Source organism: Roseateles sp. YR242 (assembly GCF_900109745.1).
Lineage (GTDB): Bacteria > Pseudomonadota > Gammaproteobacteria > Burkholderiales > Burkholderiaceae_C > Roseateles.
Genome location: NZ_FOAV01000002.1, coordinates 306051 through 330101, shown reverse-complemented (window position 1 = coordinate 330101; position 24051 = coordinate 306051). Strand labels below are relative to the sequence as shown.

Genomic DNA, 24051 nt, shown 5'->3' with positions numbered 1-24051 from the left:
GAAACCCCGTGGAGAAACCCATGACCTTGCGGCCCGACCCCCATGCCTGGCACCACGCACCTGTGTGGCGCTGGCCGCTGGCCTATGTCCTCATTGCCCTTGTCTTCCTGGCCATGGATGCCGTGTGGTTGGGTAGCCTGTCGGCCTCGCTCTACCAGCCCGCCATTGGCCATCTGATGGCGCCATCGGTGGACTGGGCGGCCGCTGTGGCGTTCTACCTGCTGTATGTCGGCGGCCTGCTCTTCTTCGCGGTGGCGCCGGCACTGTCACGGCCTCAGGCGCAGGCGGCCTTCGCCTTGGGGCGGGGTGCCGTTTTCGGCCTTCTGGCCTACGCGACCTATGACCTGACCAACCAGGCCACGCTGCGCGACTGGCCCTGGCACGTCACCTTGCTGGACCTTGCGTGGGGCACCATTGCCAGCGGCGTGGCTTGCGGCATCGGCACCGCCTTGACGGCAGCTACATGCCGACGAGTGCGCCCAGCCAACGGGCCATGAAGCCATCGAAATGCAGCCGGCCGTCAACGGCGGCCAGGCAGATGCATTCACTGCCGTCCTGCACTGCTGGCTGGTGATGGACCTCCTCATCCGCCGCGTCGAAGTCACCGGGGCCGAAGAGGGCGCGCCCGTCATGAAACCGTCCGTAGAGAATCTGGGTGAGCTCCGTGCCGCGATGGGTGTGTTGGGGCAAATATTTGCCGGCACCAATGCGCAGCAGGAAGACATTGGCCTCGGGCGCATCCGGCACCGTGACCTTGCTCCAGCGCATGCCAGGGGCGATCCAGCGCCAGCGTGTGGCCGTACATCCGACCAAGGCACGTGGCCAGACGGCGCCTGCTGGCAGCGGGGGCGGGGCCGTCACCTTGCGAGGTGCGATGGGCGCCAGGGCAGCCGGCGCGTGATCAAGCACATCGATACGCGCCATGGCCCGCGCCAAGGCGTCCTCGTGCATCGGGGCTTCCGGCTGATCCTCCAGCAGCACACCGCCGAGCGTGCGCAGCATCGTCGCCCGCGCCCGGCAGGCGGGGCAGAGTTCCAGATGGGTTGCCACCACCAAGCGCATGCCCACCGGCAACGCGCTGGCCACAAATGACAGCAGCAGTTCGTCGGCGGGGTGATGGCGAATCTCGGGGGGCAGCATGGTCTGAACAGTGGTCAACATGGCGGGGACTTCACAGCTCAAGCGCCTTGCGCAGGTGCGCAACGGCCAGCCGGATACGCGACTTGACCGTGCCCAGCGGCAGGCCCAGCGCCTCGGCAATGCGGGCGTGTGGCTCATCCTCATAGAAGGACAGCCGCAGCACCTGCGCTTGTTCGACGGGTAGCCGATCGAGCGCGTCACGAACCCGACGCGACAAACGGGCGGCGTCGGTCTGTTCGGCCTGGTCGGGCTGGTCCGCCTGGAGCAGGTCGAACTCGAAACATTCGTCACCGGCACCGTCAAGTTGATGGCGCCGGGCGGCATCGATCCGGAGGCGACGTGCGATCGTGAAGATCCACGTCGATACGGCCGCCTGCGCCGGGTCGAACAAGGCCGCCTTGCGCCAGACGGTCACCAGCGCCTCCTGGGCGAGGTCCTCGGCGACACCCTCGGCGCTGCCGGTGCGCATCAGATAACTCTTCACGCGTGGCGCGAAATGCGAGAACAGCAAGCCAAAGGCCTCACGGTCACGCGATTGCGCCACCCGGCGCATCAATGCCGGCCAATGGCTCTGCGGCGCTGGCGGCGGGGACTCTCGGCCAGCGGCGTCGGGATCCAGAGGAACAATCTTCAAGTGGGGCGCTTTCTGGACGAACAAAGGCCGTGGTGCGTTGCCCGACGTTCCCGCCGGGTCGTGTTCCGTTTCCTCGTTTCGCAGGCTGCCCATGCTGGGTGATACGCGGAAAACGGCAGATCGGATCATCGCTCAACACTAGAAGCGCGTTGTGTGGGCGACTTTCGCACGCACTCCGATGAAACCCTGAGGCGAGCGACCGATCCAAATCGCCCATTCGGCCGTACAAGGACAAAACTGCCCTCACGCCATCATGGACCGCCCAGAAACCACCGACGCACCGCGTCATCCGTCCAGCTCGGCGGACCGCCCGTTGCGAATCGCCGTAGTTGGCGGCGGTATCGCCGGCATGTCGTGCGCCTGGTTGCTGTCGCAGCGCCATCATGTCGAACTGTTCGAGGCCGACCGCCGCATCGGCGGGCACAGCCACACCGTGGACGTGACCTCCGGCCTTTTGCAGGTGGCCGTCGACACCGGTTTCATTGTCTACAACGAGCCCGCTTATCCCAATTTGACAGCCCTGTTTCGGCATCTGGACGTACCCACCCGCGCGTCGGACATGTCATTCGCGGTGAGCTTGAACGACGGGGCGCTGGAATATGCCGGCACCGATCTCAACGGGCTGTTTGCCCAGCGCGGCAACTTGCTGCGACCCCGCTTCTGGCAGATGCTTCGGGAACTCCTGCGCTTTTATCGGGAAGCACCCGGGCACGCGGCCACGTTCGGCGACATGGCGTTGGAGGACTATCTGGACGCACGCGGCTACGGCCGAGCCTTTCGTGACGATCACCTGTACCCGATGGGGGCGGCGATCTGGTCGGCCACGGCGTCGGAGATCGGGCGCTATCCGATGGCTGCCTTTGTGCGGTTCTGCGAGAACCACGGCCTGCTCCAGGTCTCGGGTCGTCCCGTGTGGCGCACGGTCGATGGCGGCAGCCGGGAATATGTGCAGCGCCTGACCCGCAGCTTCCAGGAGCACATCCATCGCGATGACCCCGTGAATGCCATTGCCCGCCTTGCCGACGGCGTGCGGCTGCGGACCCGCCGGGGCGCATGGACCCCCACCTTCGATCACGTTGTGCTCGCCACCCATGCCGATGAGTCCCTTCGCCTGCTGCAGGACCCGACAGCAGCGGAGCAGCGTGTGCTGGGTGCGTTCTCCTACACCCGAAACCTCGCCGTGCTGCACCACGACCCCGCGCTGATGCCCCGGCGCCGGGCGGTCTGGTCGAGCTGGAATTACCTGTCGGCGGGCCAGAGCAGTGCCAAGGGTGGATCCGGCGGCCCCGATCAGCCCCCCTGTGTGACCTATTGGATGAATCGTCTGCAGCCGCACCTGCCTCAAGGGCGCAGCGCGGTGCCCCTGTTCGTGACCTTGAACCCGCCCGTGCCACCGCAACCCGAACACCTCCTGCATTCGGACGTCTATGAGCACCCACGCTTTGACGGCGCAGCGATGGCGGCGCAACGGGAGTTGTGGTCGCTGCAGGGCACCCAACGCACCTGGTTCTGCGGTGCCTACTTCGGTTCCGGGTTTCATGAGGATGGCCTGCAAGCCGGCCTGGCGGTGGCCGAGGCGCTGGGCCAGGTGCGACGCCCCTGGACGGTCGAAGGCGAGTCCGCCCGAATCCATCTACCGCGAGCGGTGTCCGCATGAGCGCACCCGACCTTGGCGCAGGCGGGCAGTTGCCAACCGGGCGTGAGCTACCCGGGGCAAAGACGCGCCTGGCGGTGGAGCCCGGCTCTGCCATCTATCGTGGCCGGGTGATGCATCAGCGCCTGCAGCCATTGCGACATCGTCTGGACTACCGCATGTTCTCGCTGTTGCTCGACATCGATGAACTGCCGGCGTTGGACGCCCGCTTGCGCTGGTTCTCCCTGGGGCGCTTCAACCTCTTCAGCTTTCGGCCCACCGATCATGGCGATGGCAACGCACGGGATGCCTCGGCACTGCGTGCGCTGATCGACGCACGTCTTGCACAGGCGGGACTCCCCACCGGCGGCCGGATCCGCTTGCTGACGATGCCCAGGCTGCTCGGCTATGCCTTCAACCCGCTGAGCGTCTGGTTCTGTGATGGACCTGATGGCGAGTTGCAGGCCATGGTCTACGAGGTCAACAACACCTTCGACCAGCGTCACAGCTATTTGATCGAAGTCGCCCCGGCGCAGCGCCAGGCGGCGGTGGTAGAGCAATGCAGCGACAAGCAGCTGTACGTCTCGCCCTTCCTGGGCATGGCCATGCACTACCGCTTCCGAATCGAACCGCCGCGAGAACACCTGTCGATCGGCGTGAGCGTGCACGAGGGCAGCCAGCAAGCGCCTGGGGCCTGCGTCCTCAACGCCCGGCTGGATGCCTTGCGCGCACCGCTGACCGATGCGGCGCTGCTGCGCTTGCTGGTCACCCACCCGCTGTTGACGCTCAAGGTGCTGGTGGGCATTCACTGGGAGGCGCTTCGGCTCTGGCTCAAGGGCGCGCGCCTGCACCAGCGGCCGGAGCCGCCTGACCGCGCGCTCACCGTCATTCGCCACAACGATACGACCTGACTCGTACCGTCAAGAAAAAACGCCAGGACTCTCCTCCATGTACGACAACATGCGCACGACCTTGCCTGCCCCGCCAGTGGCTTTGTCTGAATCTGCCACGCTTCATGGTGACCCGCTGCGGACCTGGCAGGCGCCCCTGCGCCGCCTGCTGTCACGGGTCCAGCACGGCCAATTGGCGATGACGTTGCCGGACGGCCGCTGCGTTGAAGTGGTGGGGCCGCTGTCCGGCCCCAAGGCCGCGCTCCATCTGCGCCGCTGGCGCCCGCTATGGCGCCTGCTGCTGCAGGGCGATCTGGGCCTGGCGTTTTCCTATCGGGACGGTGACTGGACCACCCCCGACTTGACCGCGTTGCTGTCATTCGGGGTTGCCAACGAGGCAGCGCTGGGCGGTGTCACCGAGGCACGCGGCCCCGCGCGTTGGCTGGCCCAGGCGGTTCATCGCGCCCATGCCAACACCCGCCGGGGCAGCCGGCACAACATCTCCGCGCACTACGACCTGGGCAACGGGTTCTATCAACGGTGGCTGGACGACACCATGCTGTACTCCAGCGCGCTTTACGCGGACGACGGCGGCGTAGCCCCGGTGGCCGCCGCGCCGGCCTGGGAAGCCTGGAACGCGACCGAATCGCTGGAGGCCGCGCAGGCCCGGCGGCTGGATCGCATCATTGAGCTGCTGGATGTGCGCCCGGGCCAACGCGTGCTGGAGATCGGCTGTGGGTGGGGCACCTTGGCGGCCACGCTGGCACGGCGCTGCGGTGCGGAGGTGGTGGGGGTGACCCTGTCGTCTGAACAGCTGGCCTTTGCGCAGGCGCGGGCTCGGGCGTGGGGCGTCGAAGACCGTGTGGATCTGCGCCTGCAGGATTACCGTGACGTTGACGGGCAGTTCGACCGCATCGTCTCCATCGAGATGATCGAAGCGGTGGGGGAGGCGTACTGGCCGGCCTACTTCGCCACACTTCGCGATCGGCTCAAGCCTGACGGCGTTGCCGTCCTGCAGGCCATCACGATTGGCGAGGCGTATTTCGAGCGCTATCGCGCGAATCCGGACTTCATCCAGCGCTGCATTTTCCCGGGCGGGATGCTGCCCACGCCCGCACGCATGGCGATGGAGGCGCAGCGGGTCGGGCTGAGCTTGTCGACGCAGGACCGCTTTGGCCGCAGTTACGCCGCCACGCTTGCGGAGTGGCGCCGCCGCTTCGAGGCCGAGTGGGGCGCCATCGAGGCCCTGGGCTTCGACCAGCGGTTCCGGCGGCTGTGGGCGTATTACCTGTGCTACTGCGAAGCGGGGTTCCTCGCGGGGCGAGTGGATGTGGGCTTGTACAGGCTCGATCCGCAGCGCTTGTGGTGATCGAAAAAAGCCCGGCGTTTGCCGGGCTCTGCGCTTTGAACGGCACGCAAACGGCACGCGCTTCGTGCCGTCGGTGGGACGTCAAAAGTGGATCAGACGTTGAACAGGAAGTTCAACACATCCCCATCCTTCACCACATATTCCTTGCCTTCCGCGCGCATCTTGCCGGCGTCCTTCGCGCCTTGTTCACCCTTGAACTGGATGAAGTCGTCAAAGGCGATGGTCTGCGCGCGGATGAAGCCGCGTTCGAAGTCGGTGTGGATCACACCGGCCGCTTGCGGGGCGGTGTCGCCGATATGGATGGTCCAGGCGCGCACTTCCTTCACACCGGCGGTGAAATAGGTCTGCAGGCCCAGCAGCTTGAAGCCGGCGCGGATCAGGCGGTTCAGGCCGGGCTCGTCCTGGCCCATCTCGGCCAGGAACAGGGCACGGTCTTCATCTTCCATTTCCGACAGCTCCGCCTCGGTCTTGGCACAGATGGCCACGACCGGCGCGTTCTGCGAGGCAGCGTATTCCTGCAGGCGGTCCAGGAAGGGGTTGTTGGAGAAACCGTCTTCGGCCACGTTGCCCACGAACATCGCCGGCTTGGCGGTGATCAGGCACAGCGGCTTCAGGATGACCAGTTCTTCCTTGCTGAAATCGATGCCGCGCACCGGCTTGGCTTCGTTCAGGGCGGCCTGGCACTTCTCCAGCACCTTCACCAGGGCAGCCGCTTCCTTGTCGTTGCCGGAGCGCGCCGCCTTGTTGTAGCGGTGCAGGCTCTTTTCCACGGTGCCCAGGTCGGCCAGGCACAGCTCGGTCTGGATGACCTCGATGTCGGAGATCGGGTCCACACGGCCGTTCACGTGGATGACGTTCGGGTCTTCAAAGCAGCGCACCACGTTGACGATGGCGTCGGTCTCGCGGATGTGGCTCAGAAACTGGTTGCCCAGGCCTTCACCCTTGGAGGCACCCGCCACCAGGCCGGCAATGTCCACAAATTCAACGATGGCCGGAACGATGCGCTCCGGTTTCACGATTTCTGACAATTTCTGCAGACGGGGGTCGGGCAGCTCCACAACGCCCACATTGGGCTCGATGGTGCAGAACGGATAGTTCTCGGCGGCGATGCCGGCCTTGGTCAGCGCGTTGAAGAGGGTGGACTTGCCCACGTTGGGCAGGCCCACGATGCCGCATTTGAGGCTCATGGGGGGCTTTCGGATTGCTTGTAGGCCAGCAGCGACGCGCAGCAGGCAAGTAGGAATCTCTGCCTAGCGGCTCGCAATGGCGCGCGACCCGCAATGCCCCTAGGCAGAGATCCCTTCAGCCAACATTTTAAGCGGCTGCGGACGGCACCCTTCAAGCCCTGCCTACAATCCCGGCCATGGAAAAGTTCGACGTCCTGGTGCGCGGCAGTGGCTGCGTCGGCCGCAGCCTCGCGCTGGCGCTGGGTGCCAGAGGGTATCGCGTGGCCTTGCTGGGCCGTGCGCCGGCGGCCATCACCGAGGCCGGCCTGGCGGCCGGCCGCTCGGCCACCCCGGGAGCGGACGTGCGCGCCTATGCGCTGAACGCCCAGGCGGTGCGGCTGCTCAACCGCCTGCGCGTCTGGGACACCCTGCCGGAAGATGCCCGCACCCCCGTGCACGACATGCGCGTGATGGGCGATCGCGCAGGCGCCTCCCTGCAATTCAGCGCCTGGGAGCAGGGCGTCGGCGAGTTGGCCCACATCGTGGATGCCGCCGCGCTGGAAGAACAACTGGACGCGGCGCTGCGCTTCGCGCCCCATGTGCAACGCGTCAGCGCGCCGGTCCCGGCGGCCCTGGAGGCCTTGTGCGAGGGGCGTGAATCCATCACGGCCCAGTCGGTGCACGGCGTGCAGTTCGAGCGCCATGACTATGGGCACCTCGGCGTGGCCGGCCGCCTGGTGGCCAGCCAGCCGCACCAGGGCCAGGCGCTGCAGTGGTTCCGGTCGCCAGACATCCTCGGCATGCTGCCGTTTGACCGCCCGGAACCCGGCCACAGCTACGGTTTTGTCTGGTCGCTGCCCCGTGAGCGTGCCCAGGCCATGCTGGCGGCAGGCCCTGCCGAGTTCGAATCGGCCCTGATGGAAGCCACCGGCGGCGTGCTGGGATCCCTGAAACTGGCGGGCGAACGCCAGTCCTGGCCCTTGCAACTGGCCCGTGCCGACCGGCTCTCCGGCCCCGGCTGGGTGCTGCTGGGCGATGCAGCTCACCTGGTCCACCCGCTGGCCGGCCATGGTCTGAACCTGGGCCTGGCGGATGTGGAAACCCTGGTGGATGTGATCACCGCCCGAGAATCCTGGCGCGACCTGGGCGATGAAAAGCTCCTGCGTCGTTATGCCCGCGCCCGTATTGCCCCGACCTGGGCCATGGGTGAACTGACCGACAGCCTGCTGCGCGGCTTTGCGAGCCAGGCCCCCGTCATCTCCCGCTTGCGCAACGAAGGCCTGCGGCTGGTGGATCGTGCAGGCCCCATCAAGAAGTGGCTGACAGCACGCGCCCTCGGCCAGTAACCCTCATTCCGTATGACCCGCCTCCGGCCCTGCGCCGAGGGCAAGAAGGAAACCGTTCCATGAAGTTGTCCGTTCCCCTGCTGGCCGGCATGCTGGCCCTGTTCGGCTGCACCGCGCAGGCCAATGAAGATGTCATCCGCAAGAACCTCGGGGCTGCGCTGCCCAAGGAGATCAAGCTGGATGAGGTCCGCGCCACACCCATCCCGGGCCTGTTCGAGGTGCGCATTGGCTCGGAGATCCGCTACACGGATGCGATGGGTCAGTACCTGATTGAGGGCGAGATGATCGACCTCAAGAACCGCCGCAACCTGACGCAGGACCGGATCACCAAGATCACCATGGTCGACTTCTCCAGCCTGCCGCTGAAGGACGCCATCGTGTGGAAGAAGGGCGACGGCAAACGCCGCATCGCCGTGTTTGCCGACCCCAACTGCGGTTACTGCAAGCGGTTCGAGCAGTCCCTGCAGGGCGTGAGCAATGTGACGGTCTACACCTTCGTCATTCCCATCCTGGGTGGGGATTCGCCGGACAAGGCCCGTGCCGCCTGGTGCGCCAAGGACAACACCGCCGCCTGGCGCGACTGGATGCTCACCGGCACGCCGCTGCCCCGCCCGGACGCCAAGTGCGACGCCAGCGCCATCGACCGCAACCTGGAGCTGAGCCGCAAGGTGAAGGTCACCGGCACGCCGGCCATCGTCTTCGAGGACGGCACCCGCGCGCCCGGCGCCCTGAGCACCGAGCAACTGGAGCAGCGGCTGCAGGCGCAGGGCAGCGCCAAATCCTGATCAACGCGCCTGATCGCGCTTCCCGATCGCTCTTCCTGATTGCCATCTGTCATGACCGAACGCACTGTCGTCCCGCCCAACCCGGTGGCCCTGAAACTGGGCTATGCCGGGCTGTTCCCCTTCATCCTTGGGGCGGCGTTGGCCTGGCTGGTGCGGGAGGATGCCCACGTCTACACCCTCATGGGGCTGACCAACTACGCCACCGTGGTGGTGGCGTTCCTGGGAGCGATCCACTGGGGCCTGGGTTTTCGCCAGACCATTCCCTCCCCAGGCCCCTTTGTCTGGGGCGTGGTGCCCATGGCGGTGGCGTGGGTCGGTTCGATGATGCCGCCCAACGCCGGCCTGGTGGTGCATGGCGTGATGCTGATCATCTGCTACGTGGTGGACCGCCGCATCTACCCGGCGCTGGGCGCCAGCGCCTGGCTGACATTGCGCTTCCGCCTGAGCGCGGTCGCGGCGCTGTGCTGCTTCCTGGCGGCGCAGGCGACTTGAAGGCAAACCCAGGCCTTTGGCCGCGTTCATGGCCGCTTCAATGGCCGCTTTGAAGGTGGCTTTGACGGTTGCCTTGAAGGTTGCCTTGAAGGTTGCGTCTGTGGCTGGTGTGCCATGGCCCCCCACTGAGCCCCTTGCCTGATCCTCGGGCGATCCACCGTTCGCCGACGCCCACTCAAGGGTGGTTTTCGGCTGATCTGTACCTCCGCTGTGTCACCTTGGCGTCAGTCCCCCTCAAAGTTCCCCTTGATTCGAGCGAGAACCGCCCAAACACGTGTAGAACCCCACCAAGCCTTGGTAGGCTTGCCTAATGATCCACTACCGCATTGCCATTGCCGACCTGCACGCCCACCGTTTTGAGGTGAGCGTGACGGTGCCGACGCCTGCCGCGCGACAGGTGCTGAGCCTGCCGGTCTGGATTCCGGGCAGTTATCTGGTGCGCGAGTTCTCCCGCCATCTGGGGCAGGTGAGCGCACGGCAGGGGAGCCGGGACGTGGCCGTGCACCAGACGGCCAAGAACCGCTGGGAGTTTGATTGCAGCGGCCGGGGTGCGCTGGTGGTGACCTATCCGGTGTATGCGTTCGACACCTCGGTGCGGGCCGCCTTCCTGGATGCGCTGCGGGGATTCTTCAACCCGACCAGCCTGTGCCTGCGCGCGCATGGCAAGGAGTCGCTGGTCCATCGCATCGAGTTGGCCGGCGTGCCGGAAGGCTGGGAAGTGGCGACCGCCATGCCGCAGCATGAGCCCGGTGTCTGGCAGGCCGCTGATTACGACGAGTTGGTGGACCACCCCTTCGAACTGGGCACCTTCTGGCGTGAGGAGTTCCTCGCCGGGGGCGTTCCGCATGAATTCGTGGTGGCCGGCGCCCTGCCGGTGTTTGACAGCGAGCGCCTGCTGCGGGATGCCCAGCGCATCTGCGAGGCACAGATGGTCTTCTGGCATGGGCACAAGACCAAGCCACCGATGGATCGCTATGTCTTCCTGCTGAACTGTGTGGAAGACGGTTACGGGGGGCTTGAACACCGGGGCAGCACGGCGCTGATTGCCGCGCGTCGGGACCTCCCGCGCCTGGGCCAGCCCGAGATGAGCGACGGCTATGTGAAGCTGCTGGGCCTGATCAGCCACGAGTACTTCCACACCTGGAACGTCAAGCGCCTGCGCCCGGATGCCTTTGCGCACTACGACTACGAGCAGGAGAACTACACGCAGCTGCTGTGGTTCTTCGAAGGTTTCACCTCCTACTACGACGACCTGTTCCTGGTGCGCAGCGGCCTCATTGACGAGCCGCGCTACCTCAAGCTGATCGGCCAGACCTTCACCCAGGTGCTGGGCGCCCCCGGGCGCAAGCACCAGAGCGTGGCGCAGTCCAGCTTCGAGGCCTGGACCAAATACTACCGGCAGGACGAAAACGCACCCAATGCCCTGGTGAGTTATTACGCCAAGGGCTCGATGGTGGCGTTGGCCCTGGACCTGACGCTGCGCAGCGCGGAACGGACCAGCTCGCTGGACGACCTGATGCGTGCCCTGTGGCGAGAAAGCCTGGGCGGGCCCATCAGCGAAGAGCGCATCTTCACCCGCGTGGCCGAGCTGGGTGGCGAAGCGGTGGCGCAGGCGTTGCATCACTGGGTGCATGGCTGCGACGATCTCCCCCTGCCGCAGTTGCTGGAGCGCCTGGGCGTGCGCTGGAGTTCGGAGAAACCGACGCTGGCCCAGCGCCTCGGTGTGCGGGTGCAGGAGGCGGATGGCACGCTGAGCGTCAAGCAGGTGCTCCTGGAGGGGGCCGCGCTGGCCGCCGGCCTGAGTGCGGGCGACGAGATCGTGGCCTGCAATGGCTGGCGCATCCGCAAGCTGGACGACCTGCTGCTCACCCTGGACCAACAAGACCCGCAACACCTGCAGCTGCTGGTGTCTCGTGACCAGCGCATGTTGACGCTGACCTTGGCGCTGCCGATGCAGGACGCCCTGGCGCGGCCCGTCTGTCTTGGCCCCCTGGACAAGGCGCCTGCCCGCGCGCAAAGCCTGCGGCGTGCATGGTTGGGCGGCTGAACCATCGCGGAACCGGTGTCCTGGCGGGGCTGACCCTGCTGGTGCTGGCGCTGCACCTGGGGCTGCTGGGGGGCGCGCACCGCCTCATGGTGGGCTGGGCGCCGGACACCCCGGAGCCCGAGCGCATGAAGGCGATGTTTGTGCGGGAACTCAAACCCGCCGTACCGCCGCCGCCGTCGCTGGTACCGCCCCGGGGTAACGAAGGCACGCCAGGCGCTGCGGTCGCCAAGGCCAAGCCCTTGCCGCAACTGGCCGCCCCCCAGGGGCAGGGCCTGAAGCCGTTGCCATCGTCAGAAGCGGTCACGCCCGAGGCGATTCCGCCCGTGGAGGCGCTCCAGGCGCCTGCCGACCTGCAGTTGCCCGAGACCCCTGGCCCCTACGCGCCGGGTATCGAATGGCCACTCTCCACCGAGTTGCGCTACCAGCTCACCGGGAACTATCGCGGGCCGGTCTACGGCCAGGCGAAAGTCCAGTGGCTGCGTGATGGCGCGCATTACCAGGTGCATCTGGAGGCCAACATTGGCCCGGCCATCGCGCCCTTGATGTCCCGCCGGCTCAGCAGCGACGGGATGATCGGCCCACAAGGCCTGATGCCCCGCCGCTTCGATGAGGTTACCGGGGGGCTGGCCGGTGGCAACCGCAAGACCACGCTGCTTTTTGACGATGGCGGCGTGATCCTGGCCAATGGCCAACGCACCCCCCGCGAGGACACCGCGCAGGACGCGGCCAGCCAGTTCGTGCAACTGACGTGGATGTTCCTCACGGGCCGCCAGACCGCGCAGCAGGGCTGGTTGGTCCAGCTGCCGCTGGTGTTGCCTCGCCGTGTGCATCTGTGGCGCTACATGGTTCGTGAGCTGGAGCAGGTGCAGACGCCCATGGGCCCCATCGAGGCCTGGCATGTGGATTCGGACATGCAGGACACCTGGGGCGACATGCAGACGGAGATGTGGCTGGCGCCGTCGCTGCAATACCTGCCGGTGCGCATCCGCATCTGGCAGGACCGGGCGAAGGACGACAAGACCTATATCGACCTGGCCCTGCGTGAGGCGCCCTTGCAGGCGATGCCACCCGCGGCCGCCAGCGCTGCGGCATCCAGCGCTGCGGCTAGGCCCCCGGCTCTGGCGGCCTCTTCGGAGCCGTAAATGGGTGCAGTGAATCCGTGTAGTGAATCGGCGCCGTGAATGGGGATCTGACACTGACGCAGGACTTCGTTTCAGCCTGTCCGTGGGCGCGGTCCAACGGCCTATAGTTGCCGCCATTGATCACAAGGCGGCGTCATTCCGCCGCATCTGGAGACAAACCCATGACGACCCAGCCCATCACCGAAGTGGCGTTCGAGAACATTCTGGTGGAGATCGTCGGCACCGGCGACCGCAAGACCGGCCTGATCCGGCTGAACCGCCCCAAGCAGCTCAATGCCCTGAGCGATCCGCTGATGGATGAGCTGGGCCGTGCCCTGCTGGCCTTTGATGCGGACGATGGCATCGGCTGCATCGTGCTGACCGGTAGCGAACGGGCGTTTGCCGCTGGCGCGGACATTCCGACCATGGCGCCGCACACCTTCATGAGCGCGTTCAAGAGCGGTCTGATCTCCAAGAACTGGGAAACCATCCTGCAGGTCCGCAAGCCGGTGATCGGTGCGGTGGCCGGTTTTGCGCTGGGCGGCGGGTGTGAGCTGGCGATGATGTGTGATTTCATCATCGCGGCGGATACGGCGCGCTTTGGCCAGCCGGAGATCAAGCTGGGCATCATCCCCGGGGCGGGCGGCACACAGCGTCTGCCGCGCGCCGTGAGCAAGAGCAAGGCGATGGACATGCTGTTGACCGCCCGGATGATGGATGCCGCCGAGGCGGAGCGGGCGGGCCTGGTCTCTCGTGTGGTGCCGGCGGATCAGTTGATGAGCGAGGCGCTGACGGCGGCGGAGACGATCAACGGCTTCAGCGGGCCGTCCACGATGCTGATCAAGGAACTGGTGAACCTGGCGTATCAGGGGCCGCTGACGGATGGGGTGGCGGTGGAGCGCCGGTATTTCCATGCCGTGTTCGGAAGCGACGATCAGCGGGAGGGGATGGACGCCTTCCTGGCGAAGCGGGCGGCGGTGTTTACGCACCGTTGATCATCGGTGGCGGGGTGATTGGGCGGTTGGCGGATTAACTTGACCGGACGGGATCGTTGATGGGGCTGGTTGTGCGGCCATCGCCATGGCGGGCGATTGTTGACAAACCATGAACAGATCTATCCAGATTGGCTACTGTTTTCCCCAGGGGGTGCCACCTACAGTTCAGCTCCATGGACAACGCGTGGAGTGCGGAGTCCGGTTGCAACACCCGAGAGGAACCGCCATGACCAAGTTTTCCACGACCGCCCTGATCGCCGCCGCCCTGCTGAGCGCCGGTGCCGCTTTCGCCGCTGAGCCGGTCCAGAAGACCCGCGCGGAAGTGCTGGCCGAGCTGCAAGCCGCCCGTGAATCCGGCGAAGTTGCCGCGCTGAGTGCTGAGCAAGCCGGCGTGGGCGCACTGAGCAATGGTGTGAACGGCATGTCGTCCACCCAGATCGCTGCCAAAAAGGCCGCCGAGAAGGCTGCTGCGGCCAAGAAGGGCGCTGCGTCGGAAGGCGTGTCGAGCAAGTAATCGGCTGCCCAAGCCCCCAACGAAAAAGAGGCCCGCGGGCCTCTTTTGTTTTTGCTTTTGTTTCGGTGCTTCGGCTCAGACCCGCTTGAGCGCCGGGAACAGGATGATGTCGCGGATGGACGGGCTGTCCGTGATCAGCATCATCAGGCGGTCAATGCCGATGCCGCAGCCACCGGTGGGGGGCATGCCGTATTCGAGCGCGCGGATGAAGTCCGCGTCATAGAACATGGCTTCTTCGTCACCCGCATCCTTGTTGGCGACCTGGGCCTGGAAACGTGCGGCCTGGTCCTCGGCGTCGTTCAGCTCGGAGAAGCCGTTGGCGTATTCGCGGCCCGTGATGAAGAGCTCGAAACGCTCGGTGATGGCGGGGTTGTTGTCCGCAGCACGTGCCAGCGGCGACACCTCGACCGGGTAGTCGATGATGAAGGTGGGCTCCCAGAGCTTTTCTTCGACCACGGCCTCGAACATGCCGAACTGCAACTCCGGCAGGCTCCAGTGCTTGGGCGCTTCTTCACCATGTTGCTTGAGCTTGTCGCGCAGGATGGTGGCGTCATCCGCCTCGGCGGCGGTCAGGCCACCGTGGACGATCAGCGAGTCACGCACCGAAAGGCGGGCAAAGGGCTGCTCCAGATTGACCGGCTTGCCTGCGTAGGTCACGTTGGCGCTGCCCGTGGCGGCGCGCGCCGCGTGGCGCAGCACTTCCTCGGTGAAGTCCATGAGCTCATGATGCGTCCAGAAGGCCGCATAGAACTCCATCATCGTGAACTCGGGGTTGTGCCGGACACTGATCCCCTCGTTGCGGAAGTTGCGGTTGATTTCGAAGACGCGCTCGAAACCACCCACCACCAGCCGCTTCAGGTACAGCTCCGGGGCAATGCGCAGGAACATTTCCTGGTCCAGCGCGTTGTGGTGCGTGGTGAAGGGCTTGGCGTTGGCACCACCCGGGATCGGGTGCAGCATGGGCGTTTCGACTTCCAGGAAGCCGTTCTGCACCATGAAGCTGCGGATGGACGACACCGCCTTGGAGCGGGCCACGAAACGGTCACGGGCCGTATCGTCGGTGATCAGGTCGACATACCGCTGGCGGTACTTCTGCTCCTGGTCCTGCATGCCGTGGAACTTGTCCGGCAGCGGGCGCAGGCTCTTGGTCAGCAGGCGCAGCGTGGTGACCTTCACCGAGAGTTCGCCGGTGCGGGTGCGGAACAGCGTGCCTTCCGCACCGAGGATGTCGCCCAGGTCCAGATGCTTGAATTCGGTGTAGGCCTCTTCGCCCAGCGCGTCCTTGGAGAGGAAGAGCTGGATGCGGCCGGTGGCGTCCTGCAGGGTGGCGAAGCTGGCCTTGCCCATGATGCGCTTGAGCATCATGCGGCCCGCCACGCTCACCTGGACCACCTTGGCCTCCAGCGTCTCGTTGGCTTCCTCGCCAAACTCGGCCTGCAGCGCCAGGGCGCGGTGCTGGGGCTTGAAGTCGTTCGGGAAGGCGGCTTTGCCCTCGGCCTTGGCCTTGGCACGGATCACGGCCAGTTTCTCGCGGCGCTCCGCGATCAGTTGGTTTTCGTCTTGTGCGGGGGCTGCCGGCGGCACCACGGCAGTGGTTTCGGTGGCAGCGGCAGGCGGATTGGCCTTGGAAGGGTCTTGGGGCTGGCTCATCATGAACTCGTTGAATCTCCGGGGATTTTAAGTGGTGATGCGAGGCCGACCCCTTGCGGGCCGTCAAAGCGGTGAATTTGGGGGCCAACACTGTCCGGTTTCAGCACACAACCGACACTGGGCGCCGCCGCAGGCGGCCGCATCGCCGCCCCCTCTGGCACCCGTAAAATCGGCGGCTTCGCCCGGTTTTTCGCCTGAATCATCCCCTATGCCTCAGTTCCCCATCCTGGACCGAAAGGTTCGCGTCGCCCTGGTCGGCTGTGGCCGTATCTCCAAGAACCACGTGGAGGCGCTGGCTCGCCACCAGGAACGCGCGGAACTGGTGGCCGTGTGCGACAACCGGCCCGAGGCCCTCGCGGCCGCTGTCGCCCAGACCGGTGTGCCCGGTTTCGAGTCGCTGGACGCCCTGCTGGCCGGCAGCAACGCCGACCTGATCGTGCTGGCCACCCCCAGCGGCCTGCATGCGCAACAAGCCATCACGGCCGCCCGTGCCGGCCGCCATGTGCTGAGCGAAAAACCCATGGCCACCAAGTTCGAGGAAGGCCAGGCCATGGTGCGCGCCTGCCGCGAGGCGGACGTGAAGCTGTTTGTGGTCAAGCAGAACCGGCTCAATGCCACCGTGCAACTGGTGAAGAAGGCGCTGGACGAAGGCCGCTTCGGCCGCATCTTCATGAGCACGGTCAACGTGTTCTGGACCCGCCCGCAAAGTTATTACGACGCCGCCCGCTGGCGCGGCCGCTGGGACATGGACGGCGGCGCCTTCATGAACCAGGCCAGCCACTATGTGGACCTGCTGGACTGGCTGGTGGGCCCGGTGGACAACGTGCATGCCTACACCGCCACGCTGGACCGCGACATCGAAGCCGAGGACACCGGCGTGCTCAGCCTGCGCCTGCGCCATGGCGGCCTGGCCAGCATCAACGTCACCATGCTGACGTATCCGCAGAACCTGGAAGGCTCCATCACCATCCTGGGCGAAAAGGGCACCGTGAAGATCGGCGGCACGGCCGTCAACAAGATCGAGCACTGGACCTTCGACACGCCCCACCCGGACGATGAGCTGGTCAAGAACGCCAGCTACGAAACCACCAGCGTCTACGGCTTTGGCCACGCGGCCTACTACGACAACGTGATACAGACCCTGCGTGGCGAAGCCCATGCGCAGGTGGACGGTTACGAGGGCCTGCGCTCGCTGGAGCTGCTGATCGCGGCCTACCGCAGTGCCCGCGATGGCCAGCGCGTCGGCCTGCCGCTGGTGTTCTGACCCCATGACCTACTGGAAACATGCCTCGGCCGTGGTGGATGACGGTGCACAGATCGGTGAGAACACCAAGGTCTGGCACTTCAGCCATGTGTGCCCGGGCGCGCGCATCGGGGCGGACTGCTCGCTGGGGCAGGGGGTGTTTGTGGGCAACGATGTGTCCATCGGCCGCAACGTGAAGATCCAGAACAACGTGTCGGTCTATGACGCAGTGACGCTGGAGGACGATGTGTTCTGCGGCCCCTCCATGGTCTTCACCAACGTCTACAACCCGCGCTCGGCCGTGCCGCGCAAGAACGAATACCGGCACACGCTGGTCCGACGCGGCGCCACGCTGGGCGCCAACTGCACCATCGTCTGCGGCGCGACGTTGGGCGAATACGCCTTTGTCGGTGCGGGTGCGGTCGTGAAGGGCGACGTGCCGGCCCACGCCTTGATGGTGGGCGTGCCGGCCCGCCAGATCGGCTGGATGAGCCGCCACGGCGAGAAACTGGACCTGCCGGTCTCCGGCCAGGGCCGCGCCACCTGCCCCGGCAGTGGCGAGGTGTACGAACTCAATGGCCAGGCACTGCGCCTGGTGTCGCTCCCGGAGCCCCAGGCATGAGCCTTCCCTTCATCGACCTCAAGTCCCAGTACGCCGCGCTGAAGACCAGCATCGACGCCCGTATCCAGGCGGTGCTGGACCACGGCCAATACATCATGGGCCCGGAAGTGCAGGAGCTGGAACACAAGCTCGCCGCCTATGTGGGCGTGAAGCACTGCATTACCGTGGCCAGCGGCACCGAGGCGCTGCTGATCGCGCTGATGGCCCTGGACCTGCAGCCCGGCGACGAGGTCATCACCACGCCGTTCACCTTTGCCGCCACGGCGGAGATGATCGTGCTGCTGGGTGGCGTGCCGGTGTTCGTGGATATCGAGCCGGACAGCTGCAACATCGACGCCCGCCTGATCGAGGCGGCCATCACGCCGCGCACCCGGGCCATCATGCCGGTCAGCCTGTACGGGCAGGTGGCGGACATGGATGCGATCAACGCCCTCGCGGCGCGCCACGGCAACATCCCGGTGATCGAGGATGCGGCGCAGAGCTTTGGCGCCAGCTACGGCAAGGGCGCCAGCGCGCGCCGCTCCTGCGGCCTCTCCACTTGGGGCGCCACCAGCTTCTTCCCCAGCAAGCCGCTGGGCTGTTATGGCGACGGCGGTGCGCTCTTCACGAATGATGACGCGCTGGCGCAAGCGGCCCGCGAGATCCGTGTGCATGGCCAGAGCCAGCGCTACACCCACACCCGCCTGGGCGTGGGGGGGCGCATGGACACGCTGCAATGCGCGGTCGTGCTGGGCAAGCTGGAGCGTTTTGACTGGGAAGTGCAGCAGCGCCTGGCCCTGGGCGAGCGTTATCAGCAGCGCCTGGCCGACCTGCCGCTGCAACGTCTGGCCGTGCGCGAAGACCGGGACAGCGTCTGGGCCCAGTTCACCGTGCAGGTGGAAAACCGGGATGCCGTAGTGGCGGCCTTGAAGGCCGCCGGTATTCCGACCGCTGTCCACTACCCCAAGCCGCTGCACCGCCAGCCCGCTTATGCGCAGCGTTGCCGCGTGCCGGCGCCGCTGCCGCATGCCGAAGCTGCCGCTGCCCGTGTGCTGAGCCTGCCCATGAGCCCCGACCTGACCGAGGCTCAGCAGGACCAGGTGGTGGAGGCCTTGCGCCAGGCACTGGCTTCGGTGGCCAGCACGTCGGTGGCTTCCGGTGCTGCTGGTGCCGCGGGTGCCTTGGCGACGCCTGCCCGGACCGCCTGATTCCATGCTCCGAGCCACGCTGACCCTGCTGGCCGGCGGCGCCCTGGCGCAGCTGTTGCCGCTGCTGCTGGGGCCGTGGATCACCCGCCTTTACTCGCCGATCGAATTCGGCCATTTCAGCCTGGTCTGGACGGTGGCCACCAATGTGGCGGTGGTGGGCTGCGCGCGTTATGAATTCGCACTGCCGCTGGAGAAGGACAGCCACGCGGCCTCGCGCCTGATGGCGCTGTGCCTGCGGGTGCTGGTGGCGGTGACGCTGGCCAGCGCCCTCATCGGCTGGGCCTGGGCCACCTGGCAGGACCTGGACCTGGCGCTCTGGCTGGGCCTGGCCGTGCTGGCCGGCGCGCTGGCCCAGGCCATGACGCTGTGGGCTACTCGTGCCAGCGCCTTCAAGGCCCTGGCCGCTGCACGTTTGCTGCAGTATGGCGGCGCCGCTCTCCTGCAGGTGCTGATGGGCCTGGCTGCGTTCGGTGCGGTGGGCCTGCTGCTGGGGCCGGTCATCGCCAGCCTGGCCGCAGCCTTGTGGCTGGCCACGGTGGCCCGGCCGGTGGATGGTTGGCGCGCGGTCTGGCAACAGGACCGTACCGGCCTGCGCGCCATGGCACTGCGCCACAAGGACTTCCCGCTGCTCAACACACCACACGCCTTTGCTGGCGCACTGCAGGACAGCCTGGCCCTGCTGCTGCTCTCGTACTGGGCCGGTGACGCCGCCGCCGGCTACTGGGCGCTGGCCATGCGCTACCTGAAGGCGCCGGCCGGGCTGGTGGGCGGTGCGTTGTCCCAGACCTTGTATCCGCGCCTGGTCGCGGCGCGCTCCCCGGCAGAAGCCGTGCGGCTGGTGCGGCAGGCCATGGCGGCGTTGGCGGCCTTTGCGGTGCCGCTGGCTGCCGTGCTCACCATCTGGGGGCCCAAGCTGTTTGCCTGGGCCTTTGGGGAACGCTGGCAGGATGCTGGTGAACTGGCGCGCGCACTGGCGCCCTATGTGGCGGTGCACTTCATTGCCTCGCCGCTGTCGGTGACCACCATGGCCTGGCAGGCGCAGGGCTGGGCGTTGCGCCTGGCGCTGGTGGGGCAGGCCGCCTTTGTGCTGGGCATCGGCCTGGGCCTGCTGCGTGGCGGCCTGATTGGCGCGGCCTGGGGCGTCTCTGCGACGATGGCGCTGTATTTTGCTTATTACTTCTGGGCCCTGGCGCACTGGAAACACAAGGACGGACTGTTCGCCACATGAAAGCAAGCCTGCGCCGACGGCTCTGGCAGCCGGTCAAGATGCTGATCTCTCGCCTGTGGGGTACCCGCATGGTGGGTGGTTTTGTGCGTGGGGACGGCGAGTTCCTGCCGCACACCCGGATCAGCAACACCAGCGTCGTCTTCGCCCGTGAATTGCTGGCGGTGGAAGACCATGTCTTCATCGGCCACTTCAGTGTGCTGGACGCCACCTACGGCCTGCGCATCGGCGAGGGCTGCCAGATCGGTTTCTTCACCGGCATCTTCACCCACTCCAGCCACGCGGCCATCCGGCTGTATGGCCGTGAGTATGTGCACACGCCAGTGAAGAAGGCCTACTACACCGCCCCGGTGGAGATCGGCGATTTCTGCTTCATCGGCGCGCATGCCACGCTGCTGCCGGGCACCACGCTGGGCCGTGGCTGCATCGTCTCCGCCTACAGCATGGTCAATGGTGCGTTCCCGGACTTCGCCATCCTGGCCGGCCAGCCGGCCAAGGTGGTGGGAGACACCCGCCGCATGGATGAGCGCCTGCTGCGCGAGCACCCCGAGCTGGCCCCGTTCTATGAGGACTGGGCCGGGGGCCCGCCGACGGTGCCCGCTGGCACCCATGCCGGGGCGCTGCCGGGGGATGCACCCCCTGTGAGCGAGCCCGTGCCGGTGGAGGCACCCGCGCCCGCATCGCCACACCCGGAGTCCCCATGAGACTCGTCCTGATCGGTGACGGCGAAAGCCCCCATCTCCTCAAATGGGCCCGTGCCCTGGTGGATGAGGTGGAGCTTTGGGCCGCCTCCACCCGTGGTTTTGCACCCGAGTTCAGCTTCCTGATTCCGGAGGACCGCCGGCTCGCACTGGACACCCATCCGGCCCACGGTGGCGGGAACCTGGCGGTCATCAGGCAGTTGCCCCGGCTGGGCCAATGGCTGGCCAGGGTGGACGCCGACTGGTTGCATGCGCATTACCTCACCTCCCACGGCACCCTCGCCTGGGCGGCGCGCAAGGGTTGGCGATTGAAGGCCCGCATCGTCGGGTCGGCCTGGGGCAGCGACATCCTCGTTACACCGAACCAGGGCTGGGGTTACCGCTGGCTCACGCGCCAGGTGCTGCAGGCTTGCGCGCTCACCACCTCCGACTCCGAACACATGGCCGGCCGCATGCGTGAGCTGGGTGCGGGCGAGGTGATGACCTTCCCGTTTGGCCTGGAGGCGTTGCCCAAGCAGAACGTGCGCAAGCAGCCCTGGCTGTTCTATGCCAACCGTGGGCTGGAGCCGATCTATCGGCCGCACCGCGTGATCGAGGCATTTGCGGCCATCGCCGCCCAGCGGCCGGAGGCCCGGCTGCTGGTGGCCAATGATGGCTCGCTGCGCGAGGCGCTGCAGGACCAGGCCCGCGCGCTGGGCCTGGCCGACCGCATCGACTTCCTCGGCCGGCTCGACGCCACCTCCCAGGGCCGGCACTATGCCCATGCCCGCTGGTTCCTGAGCCTGCCGGAGAGTGACTCTGTCTCTGTCTCCGTCATCGAGGCCATGGCCCATGAATGCCTGCCCGTGCTGTCCGACCTGCCGGCCAACCATGAGTTGCTGGCGCCGGGGCGGCACGGTTTGATCCTGTCCGACCAGGAAGACCTGTCGCGCCTGCCGACGCGGCTGGCTGCGCTGGCGGACGATGCCCACATCGACCAGATGGGCGCGGCCAACCGGGCGTGGGTGGCACAGAACGCCCTTTTCAGCCCGGCGGTGAAGCGCTTCGTGGCACGACTGAACTCCCTATGAAGCTCCTGCTCATCAATCATTACGCCGGCTCGCCCAAGCATGGCATGGAATTTCGCCCCTTCTACCTGGCCCGTGAATGGGTGAGGGCGGGGCATCAGGTGCTCATCCTGGGCGCTTCCTACTCCCATGTGCGCACCACCCAGCCAGGGCCTGGCAGCGCGCAACTCAGTGGCGTGTCCTATCACTTCTACGACACGCCCGAATACCAGGGCAATGGTGTGGGCCGAGTCAAGAACATCTGGTCCTTCTGCCGGCAGGTGTGGAAGGACGCGGACATCCTGGCGCGCGAGTTTGCACCGGATGTGGTGATCGCCTCCAGCACCTACCCGATGGATGTGTGGGTGGCGCGCCGTGTGGCGCGCATGGCCAAGGCCAAGCTGGTCTATGAGGTGCATGACCTGTGGCCGCTTTCGCCCATCGAGCTCTCGGGCATGTCCCCGCGCCACCCCTTTGCGATGCTGTGCCAGAAGGCGGAGAACGACGCCTACCGGGATGCCGATGTGGTGGTCTCCATGCTGCCCAAGGTGCACCAGCACATGGCTTCGCATGGGCTCGACCTGAAGAAGCTGCACATCGTCCCCAACGGGATCACGCTGGACGAGTGGCAGGGCGATGGCGAGCCGCTGGACGCTGCCGTGCAGGCGCACCTGGCCACGCAACGCGCCGCTGGTCGGACCGTGGTGGGTTATGCCGGTTCCATGGGGCAGCCCAATGCACTGGATGTGCTGCTGGATGCGGCGAAGCTGCTGAAGGAGGCGCCCCTGGCTTTTGTGCTGGTGGGGGGCGGGCACGAGCGGGAGCGGCTGGAGGCGCGGGTGCGGGACGAGGGGCTGAGCAACGTTGCCATGTTCCCGGCCATTCCCAAGGCCCAGATCCCGACGCTGCTGAAGGGCTTCGACATCGCCTACATCGGCTGGCAGCGCACGCCCATCTACCGGTTTGGCATTGCGCCCAACAAGCTGATGGACTACATGATGGCCCAGCGGCCGGTGCTGCATTCGGTAGAGGCGGGCAATGACCCGGTGGCCGAGGCCGGCGCGGGCCTGACCGTGCCGCCGCAGGACGCCAAGGCCGTGGCCGACGGCCTGCGCCAGCTCGCGGCCATGACCCCAGGCCAGCGCGAGACCATGGGCCGCAACGGGCGCGAGTTTGTGCTGAAGCACCACACCTATCCGGTGCTGGCCCAACGATTCATCGACGCGGTGACGGGCTGAGCGGACACTCGTGACCGGACACCAGCCGCAAATCACCGCACCGGATCACCACACCAGATAAGCGCACCAGATAAGCGTCCCACACGTTCGCTCCCGCCGACCCCGACCCCAAGCTTCGTATCAACCCACCCACCACCATGCCTCAGGACCACGAACTCCAGGCCATCGCCCAGCGTTACGCCCGGCGCGAGGAACGGCTGGGCGGGCTGGAGCGCTACAGCCTGCTGCGGCCCGAGGTCTGGCAGATGCTGCACGAGCGCCAGGCGATGATGCTGCGGTTGTTGGCGGCCCGGGCGCATGGGCTGGGGCCTGTGGCGGAATGGCGGCTGGCCGAGGTGGGCTGCGGCGCGGGCGGCAACCTGATGGACATGCTGCGCATCGGTCTGCGGCCGGAGCACCTCACCGGCATCGAGCTGCTGCCGGAGCGCTTCGAGGCGGCCAGGGCTACGTTGCCGGCACAGGTGCGTCTGCTGGCGGGGGATGCTTCCCAGGCGGAGGTGGCGCCGGCCAGCCAGCATCTGGTGCTGCAATCCACCGTGTTCTCTTCCATCCTGGACGATGGTCTCCAACAGCGCCTGGCCCAGGCCATGTGGCGCTGGGTGAAGCCGGGCGGCGCGGTGCTCTGGTATGACTTCATCGTCGACAATCCACGCAACCCCGACGTACGCGGTGTGCCTGTGAAGCGTATGCGGGCATTGTTCCCGGAGGGCCGGCCGGTGGTGCGACGGGTCACACTGGCGCCGCCGCTGGCGCGGGTCGTGTGCCGGCTGCATCCGGGTGCTTATGGTGTGTTCAATGCATTGCCGCTGTTGCGGACGCATGTGCTGGCGCTGATAGAGAAGCCGGCGGAAGCGCCTGGGTGACGGCGGTTGTCACCGCGGGCCAACCATCGGATCGGCGCAAGATTGCCGTTTGAGTTGCAGCCGAATGGCGACCATTGCTGATCTGCCTCCGACCCATGGCCTGCGTGGCGTCAGCGCCCCGCGAAAAATATTCTGTCCAACCAA

Annotated in this window: 23 protein-coding genes; 19 read left to right on the top strand and 4 right to left on the bottom strand. The window is 66.6% G+C overall.

Going from position 1 to position 24051, the window contains the following annotated elements; all coding sequences use genetic code 11:
• Positions 1-20 precede the first annotated feature (20 nt).
• Positions 21-497: a DUF2177 family protein gene (locus BMY53_RS05105; protein WP_092944313.1), complete on the top strand. Its 477-nt coding sequence runs from the start codon at positions 21-23 to the stop codon at positions 495-497.
• Here BMY53_RS05105 and BMY53_RS05100 read toward each other — a convergent pair.
• Entirely contained in the window at positions 460-1161 is a 702-nt protein-coding gene (locus BMY53_RS05100) for a ChrR family anti-sigma-E factor (protein ID WP_255370038.1), read from the bottom strand. The genes BMY53_RS05105 and BMY53_RS05100 overlap by 38 nt on opposite strands.
• Positions 1162-1171: 10 nt before the next feature.
• On the bottom strand, positions 1172-1774 hold the full coding sequence (locus BMY53_RS05095; RefSeq protein WP_255370037.1) for a sigma-70 family RNA polymerase sigma factor: 603 nt from the start codon (positions 1772-1774) through the stop codon (positions 1172-1174).
• Between the two features lie 253 nt (positions 1775-2027).
• Here BMY53_RS05095 and BMY53_RS05090 point away from each other — a divergent pair, with 253 nt between their 5' ends.
• The 3 genes from BMY53_RS05090 to BMY53_RS05080 are packed head-to-tail and all read left to right on the top strand — an operon-like array spanning position 2028 to position 5666.
• Entirely contained in the window at positions 2028-3431 is a 1404-nt protein-coding gene (locus BMY53_RS05090; protein ID WP_092944309.1) for an NAD(P)/FAD-dependent oxidoreductase, read from the top strand.
• Positions 3428-4318, top strand: coding sequence for a DUF1365 domain-containing protein (locus tag BMY53_RS05085; protein ID WP_177200724.1), 891 nt, complete (start codon positions 3428-3430; stop codon positions 4316-4318). Before BMY53_RS05090 ends, BMY53_RS05085 begins: the two co-directional genes overlap by 4 nt.
• 37 nt (positions 4319-4355) lie before the next feature.
• Positions 4356-5666, top strand: a complete 1311-nt coding sequence (locus tag BMY53_RS05080) for an SAM-dependent methyltransferase (protein ID WP_092944307.1) — start codon at positions 4356-4358, stop codon at positions 5664-5666.
• A 92-nt stretch (positions 5667-5758) separates the two neighbouring features.
• Here the strand turns inward: BMY53_RS05080 and ychF are convergent, their stop codons facing one another.
• A complete protein-coding gene (gene ychF / locus BMY53_RS05075; protein ID WP_092944305.1) occupies positions 5759-6853 on the bottom strand; it encodes a redox-regulated ATPase YchF in 1095 nt (364 codons plus the stop codon).
• A 176-nt stretch (positions 6854-7029) separates the two neighbouring features.
• Between ychF and BMY53_RS05070 the strand changes: the two genes are divergently transcribed.
• From BMY53_RS05070 to BMY53_RS05040, 7 genes are all read left to right on the top strand, one after another.
• Positions 7030-8178 (top strand): FAD-dependent monooxygenase, encoded by a 1149-nt coding sequence (locus BMY53_RS05070; protein WP_092944303.1) that lies wholly within the window; start codon positions 7030-7032, stop codon positions 8176-8178.
• Positions 8179-8237: 59 nt separating this feature from the next.
• Positions 8238-8963 (top strand): DsbC family protein, encoded by a 726-nt coding sequence (locus BMY53_RS05065; RefSeq protein WP_092944301.1) that lies wholly within the window; start codon positions 8238-8240, stop codon positions 8961-8963.
• Positions 8964-9014: 51 nt separating this feature from the next.
• Positions 9015-9455 carry a DUF3429 domain-containing protein gene (locus BMY53_RS05060; protein WP_092944299.1) on the top strand — a complete coding sequence of 147 codons (441 nt, stop codon included), beginning with the start codon at positions 9015-9017 and terminating at the stop codon, positions 9453-9455.
• A gap of 310 nt (positions 9456-9765) precedes the next feature.
• Entirely contained in the window at positions 9766-11502 is a 1737-nt protein-coding gene (locus tag BMY53_RS05055; RefSeq protein ID WP_092944297.1) for a M61 family metallopeptidase, read from the top strand.
• A complete protein-coding gene (locus BMY53_RS05050; protein ID WP_092944295.1) occupies positions 11487-12644 on the top strand; it encodes a DUF3108 domain-containing protein in 1158 nt (385 codons plus the stop codon). The genes BMY53_RS05055 and BMY53_RS05050 overlap by 16 nt, the downstream gene beginning before the upstream one ends.
• A 161-nt stretch (positions 12645-12805) precedes the next feature.
• On the top strand, positions 12806-13618 hold the full coding sequence (locus BMY53_RS05045; RefSeq protein WP_092944294.1) for an enoyl-CoA hydratase: 813 nt from the start codon (positions 12806-12808) through the stop codon (positions 13616-13618).
• Between the two features lie 226 nt (positions 13619-13844).
• The gene (locus BMY53_RS05040; RefSeq protein ID WP_177200723.1) at positions 13845-14132 is read left to right on the top strand and encodes a DUF4148 domain-containing protein; all 288 of its coding nucleotides are present in this window, start codon (positions 13845-13847) and stop codon (positions 14130-14132) included.
• A 75-nt stretch (positions 14133-14207) separates the two neighbouring features.
• Here the strand turns inward: BMY53_RS05040 and lysS are convergent, their stop codons facing one another.
• Positions 14208-15782, bottom strand: a complete 1575-nt coding sequence (gene lysS / locus BMY53_RS05035; protein WP_092945116.1) for a lysine--tRNA ligase — start codon at positions 15780-15782, stop codon at positions 14208-14210.
• A gap of 208 nt (positions 15783-15990) precedes the next feature.
• Between lysS and BMY53_RS05030 the strand changes: the two genes are divergently transcribed.
• From BMY53_RS05030 to BMY53_RS04995, 8 genes are all read left to right on the top strand, one after another.
• Positions 15991-17046: a Gfo/Idh/MocA family protein gene (locus BMY53_RS05030; protein ID WP_092944290.1), complete on the top strand. Its 1056-nt coding sequence runs from the start codon at positions 15991-15993 to the stop codon at positions 17044-17046.
• Between the two features lie 4 nt (positions 17047-17050).
• The gene (locus BMY53_RS05025; RefSeq protein ID WP_092945115.1) at positions 17051-17647 is read left to right on the top strand and encodes an acyltransferase; all 597 of its coding nucleotides are present in this window, start codon (positions 17051-17053) and stop codon (positions 17645-17647) included.
• The gene (locus BMY53_RS05020) at positions 17644-18834 is read left to right on the top strand and encodes a DegT/DnrJ/EryC1/StrS family aminotransferase (protein ID WP_092944288.1); all 1191 of its coding nucleotides are present in this window, start codon (positions 17644-17646) and stop codon (positions 18832-18834) included. The genes BMY53_RS05025 and BMY53_RS05020 overlap by 4 nt, the downstream gene beginning before the upstream one ends.
• Before the next feature lie 4 nt (positions 18835-18838).
• Positions 18839-20062, top strand: a complete 1224-nt coding sequence (locus tag BMY53_RS05015) for a lipopolysaccharide biosynthesis protein (RefSeq protein WP_092945113.1) — start codon at positions 18839-18841, stop codon at positions 20060-20062.
• On the top strand, positions 20059-20763 hold the full coding sequence (locus BMY53_RS05010) for an acyltransferase (protein WP_092944286.1): 705 nt from the start codon (positions 20059-20061) through the stop codon (positions 20761-20763). The genes BMY53_RS05015 and BMY53_RS05010 overlap by 4 nt, the downstream gene beginning before the upstream one ends.
• Positions 20760-21830 carry a glycosyltransferase gene (locus BMY53_RS05005; protein WP_092944284.1) on the top strand — a complete coding sequence of 357 codons (1071 nt, stop codon included), beginning with the start codon at positions 20760-20762 and terminating at the stop codon, positions 21828-21830. The genes BMY53_RS05010 and BMY53_RS05005 overlap by 4 nt, the downstream gene beginning before the upstream one ends.
• Positions 21827-23044 (top strand): glycosyltransferase family 4 protein, encoded by a 1218-nt coding sequence (locus BMY53_RS05000; protein WP_092944282.1) that lies wholly within the window; start codon positions 21827-21829, stop codon positions 23042-23044. Before BMY53_RS05005 ends, BMY53_RS05000 begins: the two co-directional genes overlap by 4 nt.
• A gap of 137 nt (positions 23045-23181) precedes the next feature.
• Positions 23182-23907 carry a class I SAM-dependent methyltransferase gene (locus BMY53_RS04995; RefSeq protein WP_092944280.1) on the top strand — a complete coding sequence of 242 codons (726 nt, stop codon included), beginning with the start codon at positions 23182-23184 and terminating at the stop codon, positions 23905-23907.
• Positions 23908-24051 lie beyond the last annotated feature (144 nt).

Bases quoted from the DNA above. Each gene is read 5' to 3' on its own strand.
- BMY53_RS05060 (WP_092944299.1), top strand. From the start codon at position 9,015: ATGACCGAACGCACTGTCGTCCCGCCCAACCCGGTGGCCCTGAAACTG.
- BMY53_RS05065 (WP_092944301.1), top strand. From the start codon at position 8,238: ATGAAGTTGTCCGTTCCCCTGCTGGCCGGCATGCTGGCCCTGTTCGGC.
- BMY53_RS05050 (WP_092944295.1), top strand. From the start codon at position 11,487: ATGGTTGGGCGGCTGAACCATCGCGGAACCGGTGTCCTGGCGGGGCTG.
- BMY53_RS05100 (WP_255370038.1), bottom strand. From the start codon at position 1,161: ATGTTGACCACTGTTCAGACCATGCTGCCCCCCGAGATTCGCCATCAC.
- BMY53_RS05085 (WP_177200724.1), top strand. From the start codon at position 3,428: ATGAGCGCACCCGACCTTGGCGCAGGCGGGCAGTTGCCAACCGGGCGT.
- BMY53_RS05080 (WP_092944307.1), top strand. From the start codon at position 4,356: ATGTACGACAACATGCGCACGACCTTGCCTGCCCCGCCAGTGGCTTTG.
- BMY53_RS05045 (WP_092944294.1), top strand. From the start codon at position 12,806: ATGACGACCCAGCCCATCACCGAAGTGGCGTTCGAGAACATTCTGGTG.
- BMY53_RS05070 (WP_092944303.1), top strand. From the start codon at position 7,030: ATGGAAAAGTTCGACGTCCTGGTGCGCGGCAGTGGCTGCGTCGGCCGC.
- BMY53_RS05040 (WP_177200723.1), top strand. From the start codon at position 13,845: ATGACCAAGTTTTCCACGACCGCCCTGATCGCCGCCGCCCTGCTGAGC.
- BMY53_RS05055 (WP_092944297.1), top strand. From the start codon at position 9,766: ATGATCCACTACCGCATTGCCATTGCCGACCTGCACGCCCACCGTTTT.
- BMY53_RS05025 (WP_092945115.1), top strand. From the start codon at position 17,051: ATGACCTACTGGAAACATGCCTCGGCCGTGGTGGATGACGGTGCACAG.
- lysS (WP_092945116.1), bottom strand. From the start codon at position 15,782: ATGAGCCAGCCCCAAGACCCTTCCAAGGCCAATCCGCCTGCCGCTGCC.
- BMY53_RS05010 (WP_092944286.1), top strand. From the start codon at position 20,059: ATGAAAGCAAGCCTGCGCCGACGGCTCTGGCAGCCGGTCAAGATGCTG.
- BMY53_RS05090 (WP_092944309.1), top strand. From the start codon at position 2,028: ATGGACCGCCCAGAAACCACCGACGCACCGCGTCATCCGTCCAGCTCG.
- BMY53_RS05105 (WP_092944313.1), top strand. From the start codon at position 21: ATGACCTTGCGGCCCGACCCCCATGCCTGGCACCACGCACCTGTGTGG.
- BMY53_RS05000 (WP_092944282.1), top strand. From the start codon at position 21,827: ATGAAGCTCCTGCTCATCAATCATTACGCCGGCTCGCCCAAGCATGGC.
- BMY53_RS05030 (WP_092944290.1), top strand. From the start codon at position 15,991: ATGCCTCAGTTCCCCATCCTGGACCGAAAGGTTCGCGTCGCCCTGGTC.
- BMY53_RS04995 (WP_092944280.1), top strand. From the start codon at position 23,182: ATGCCTCAGGACCACGAACTCCAGGCCATCGCCCAGCGTTACGCCCGG.
- BMY53_RS05015 (WP_092945113.1), top strand. From the start codon at position 18,839: ATGCTCCGAGCCACGCTGACCCTGCTGGCCGGCGGCGCCCTGGCGCAG.
- BMY53_RS05020 (WP_092944288.1), top strand. From the start codon at position 17,644: ATGAGCCTTCCCTTCATCGACCTCAAGTCCCAGTACGCCGCGCTGAAG.
- ychF (WP_092944305.1), bottom strand. From the start codon at position 6,853: ATGAGCCTCAAATGCGGCATCGTGGGCCTGCCCAACGTGGGCAAGTCC.
- BMY53_RS05005 (WP_092944284.1), top strand. From the start codon at position 20,760: ATGAGACTCGTCCTGATCGGTGACGGCGAAAGCCCCCATCTCCTCAAA.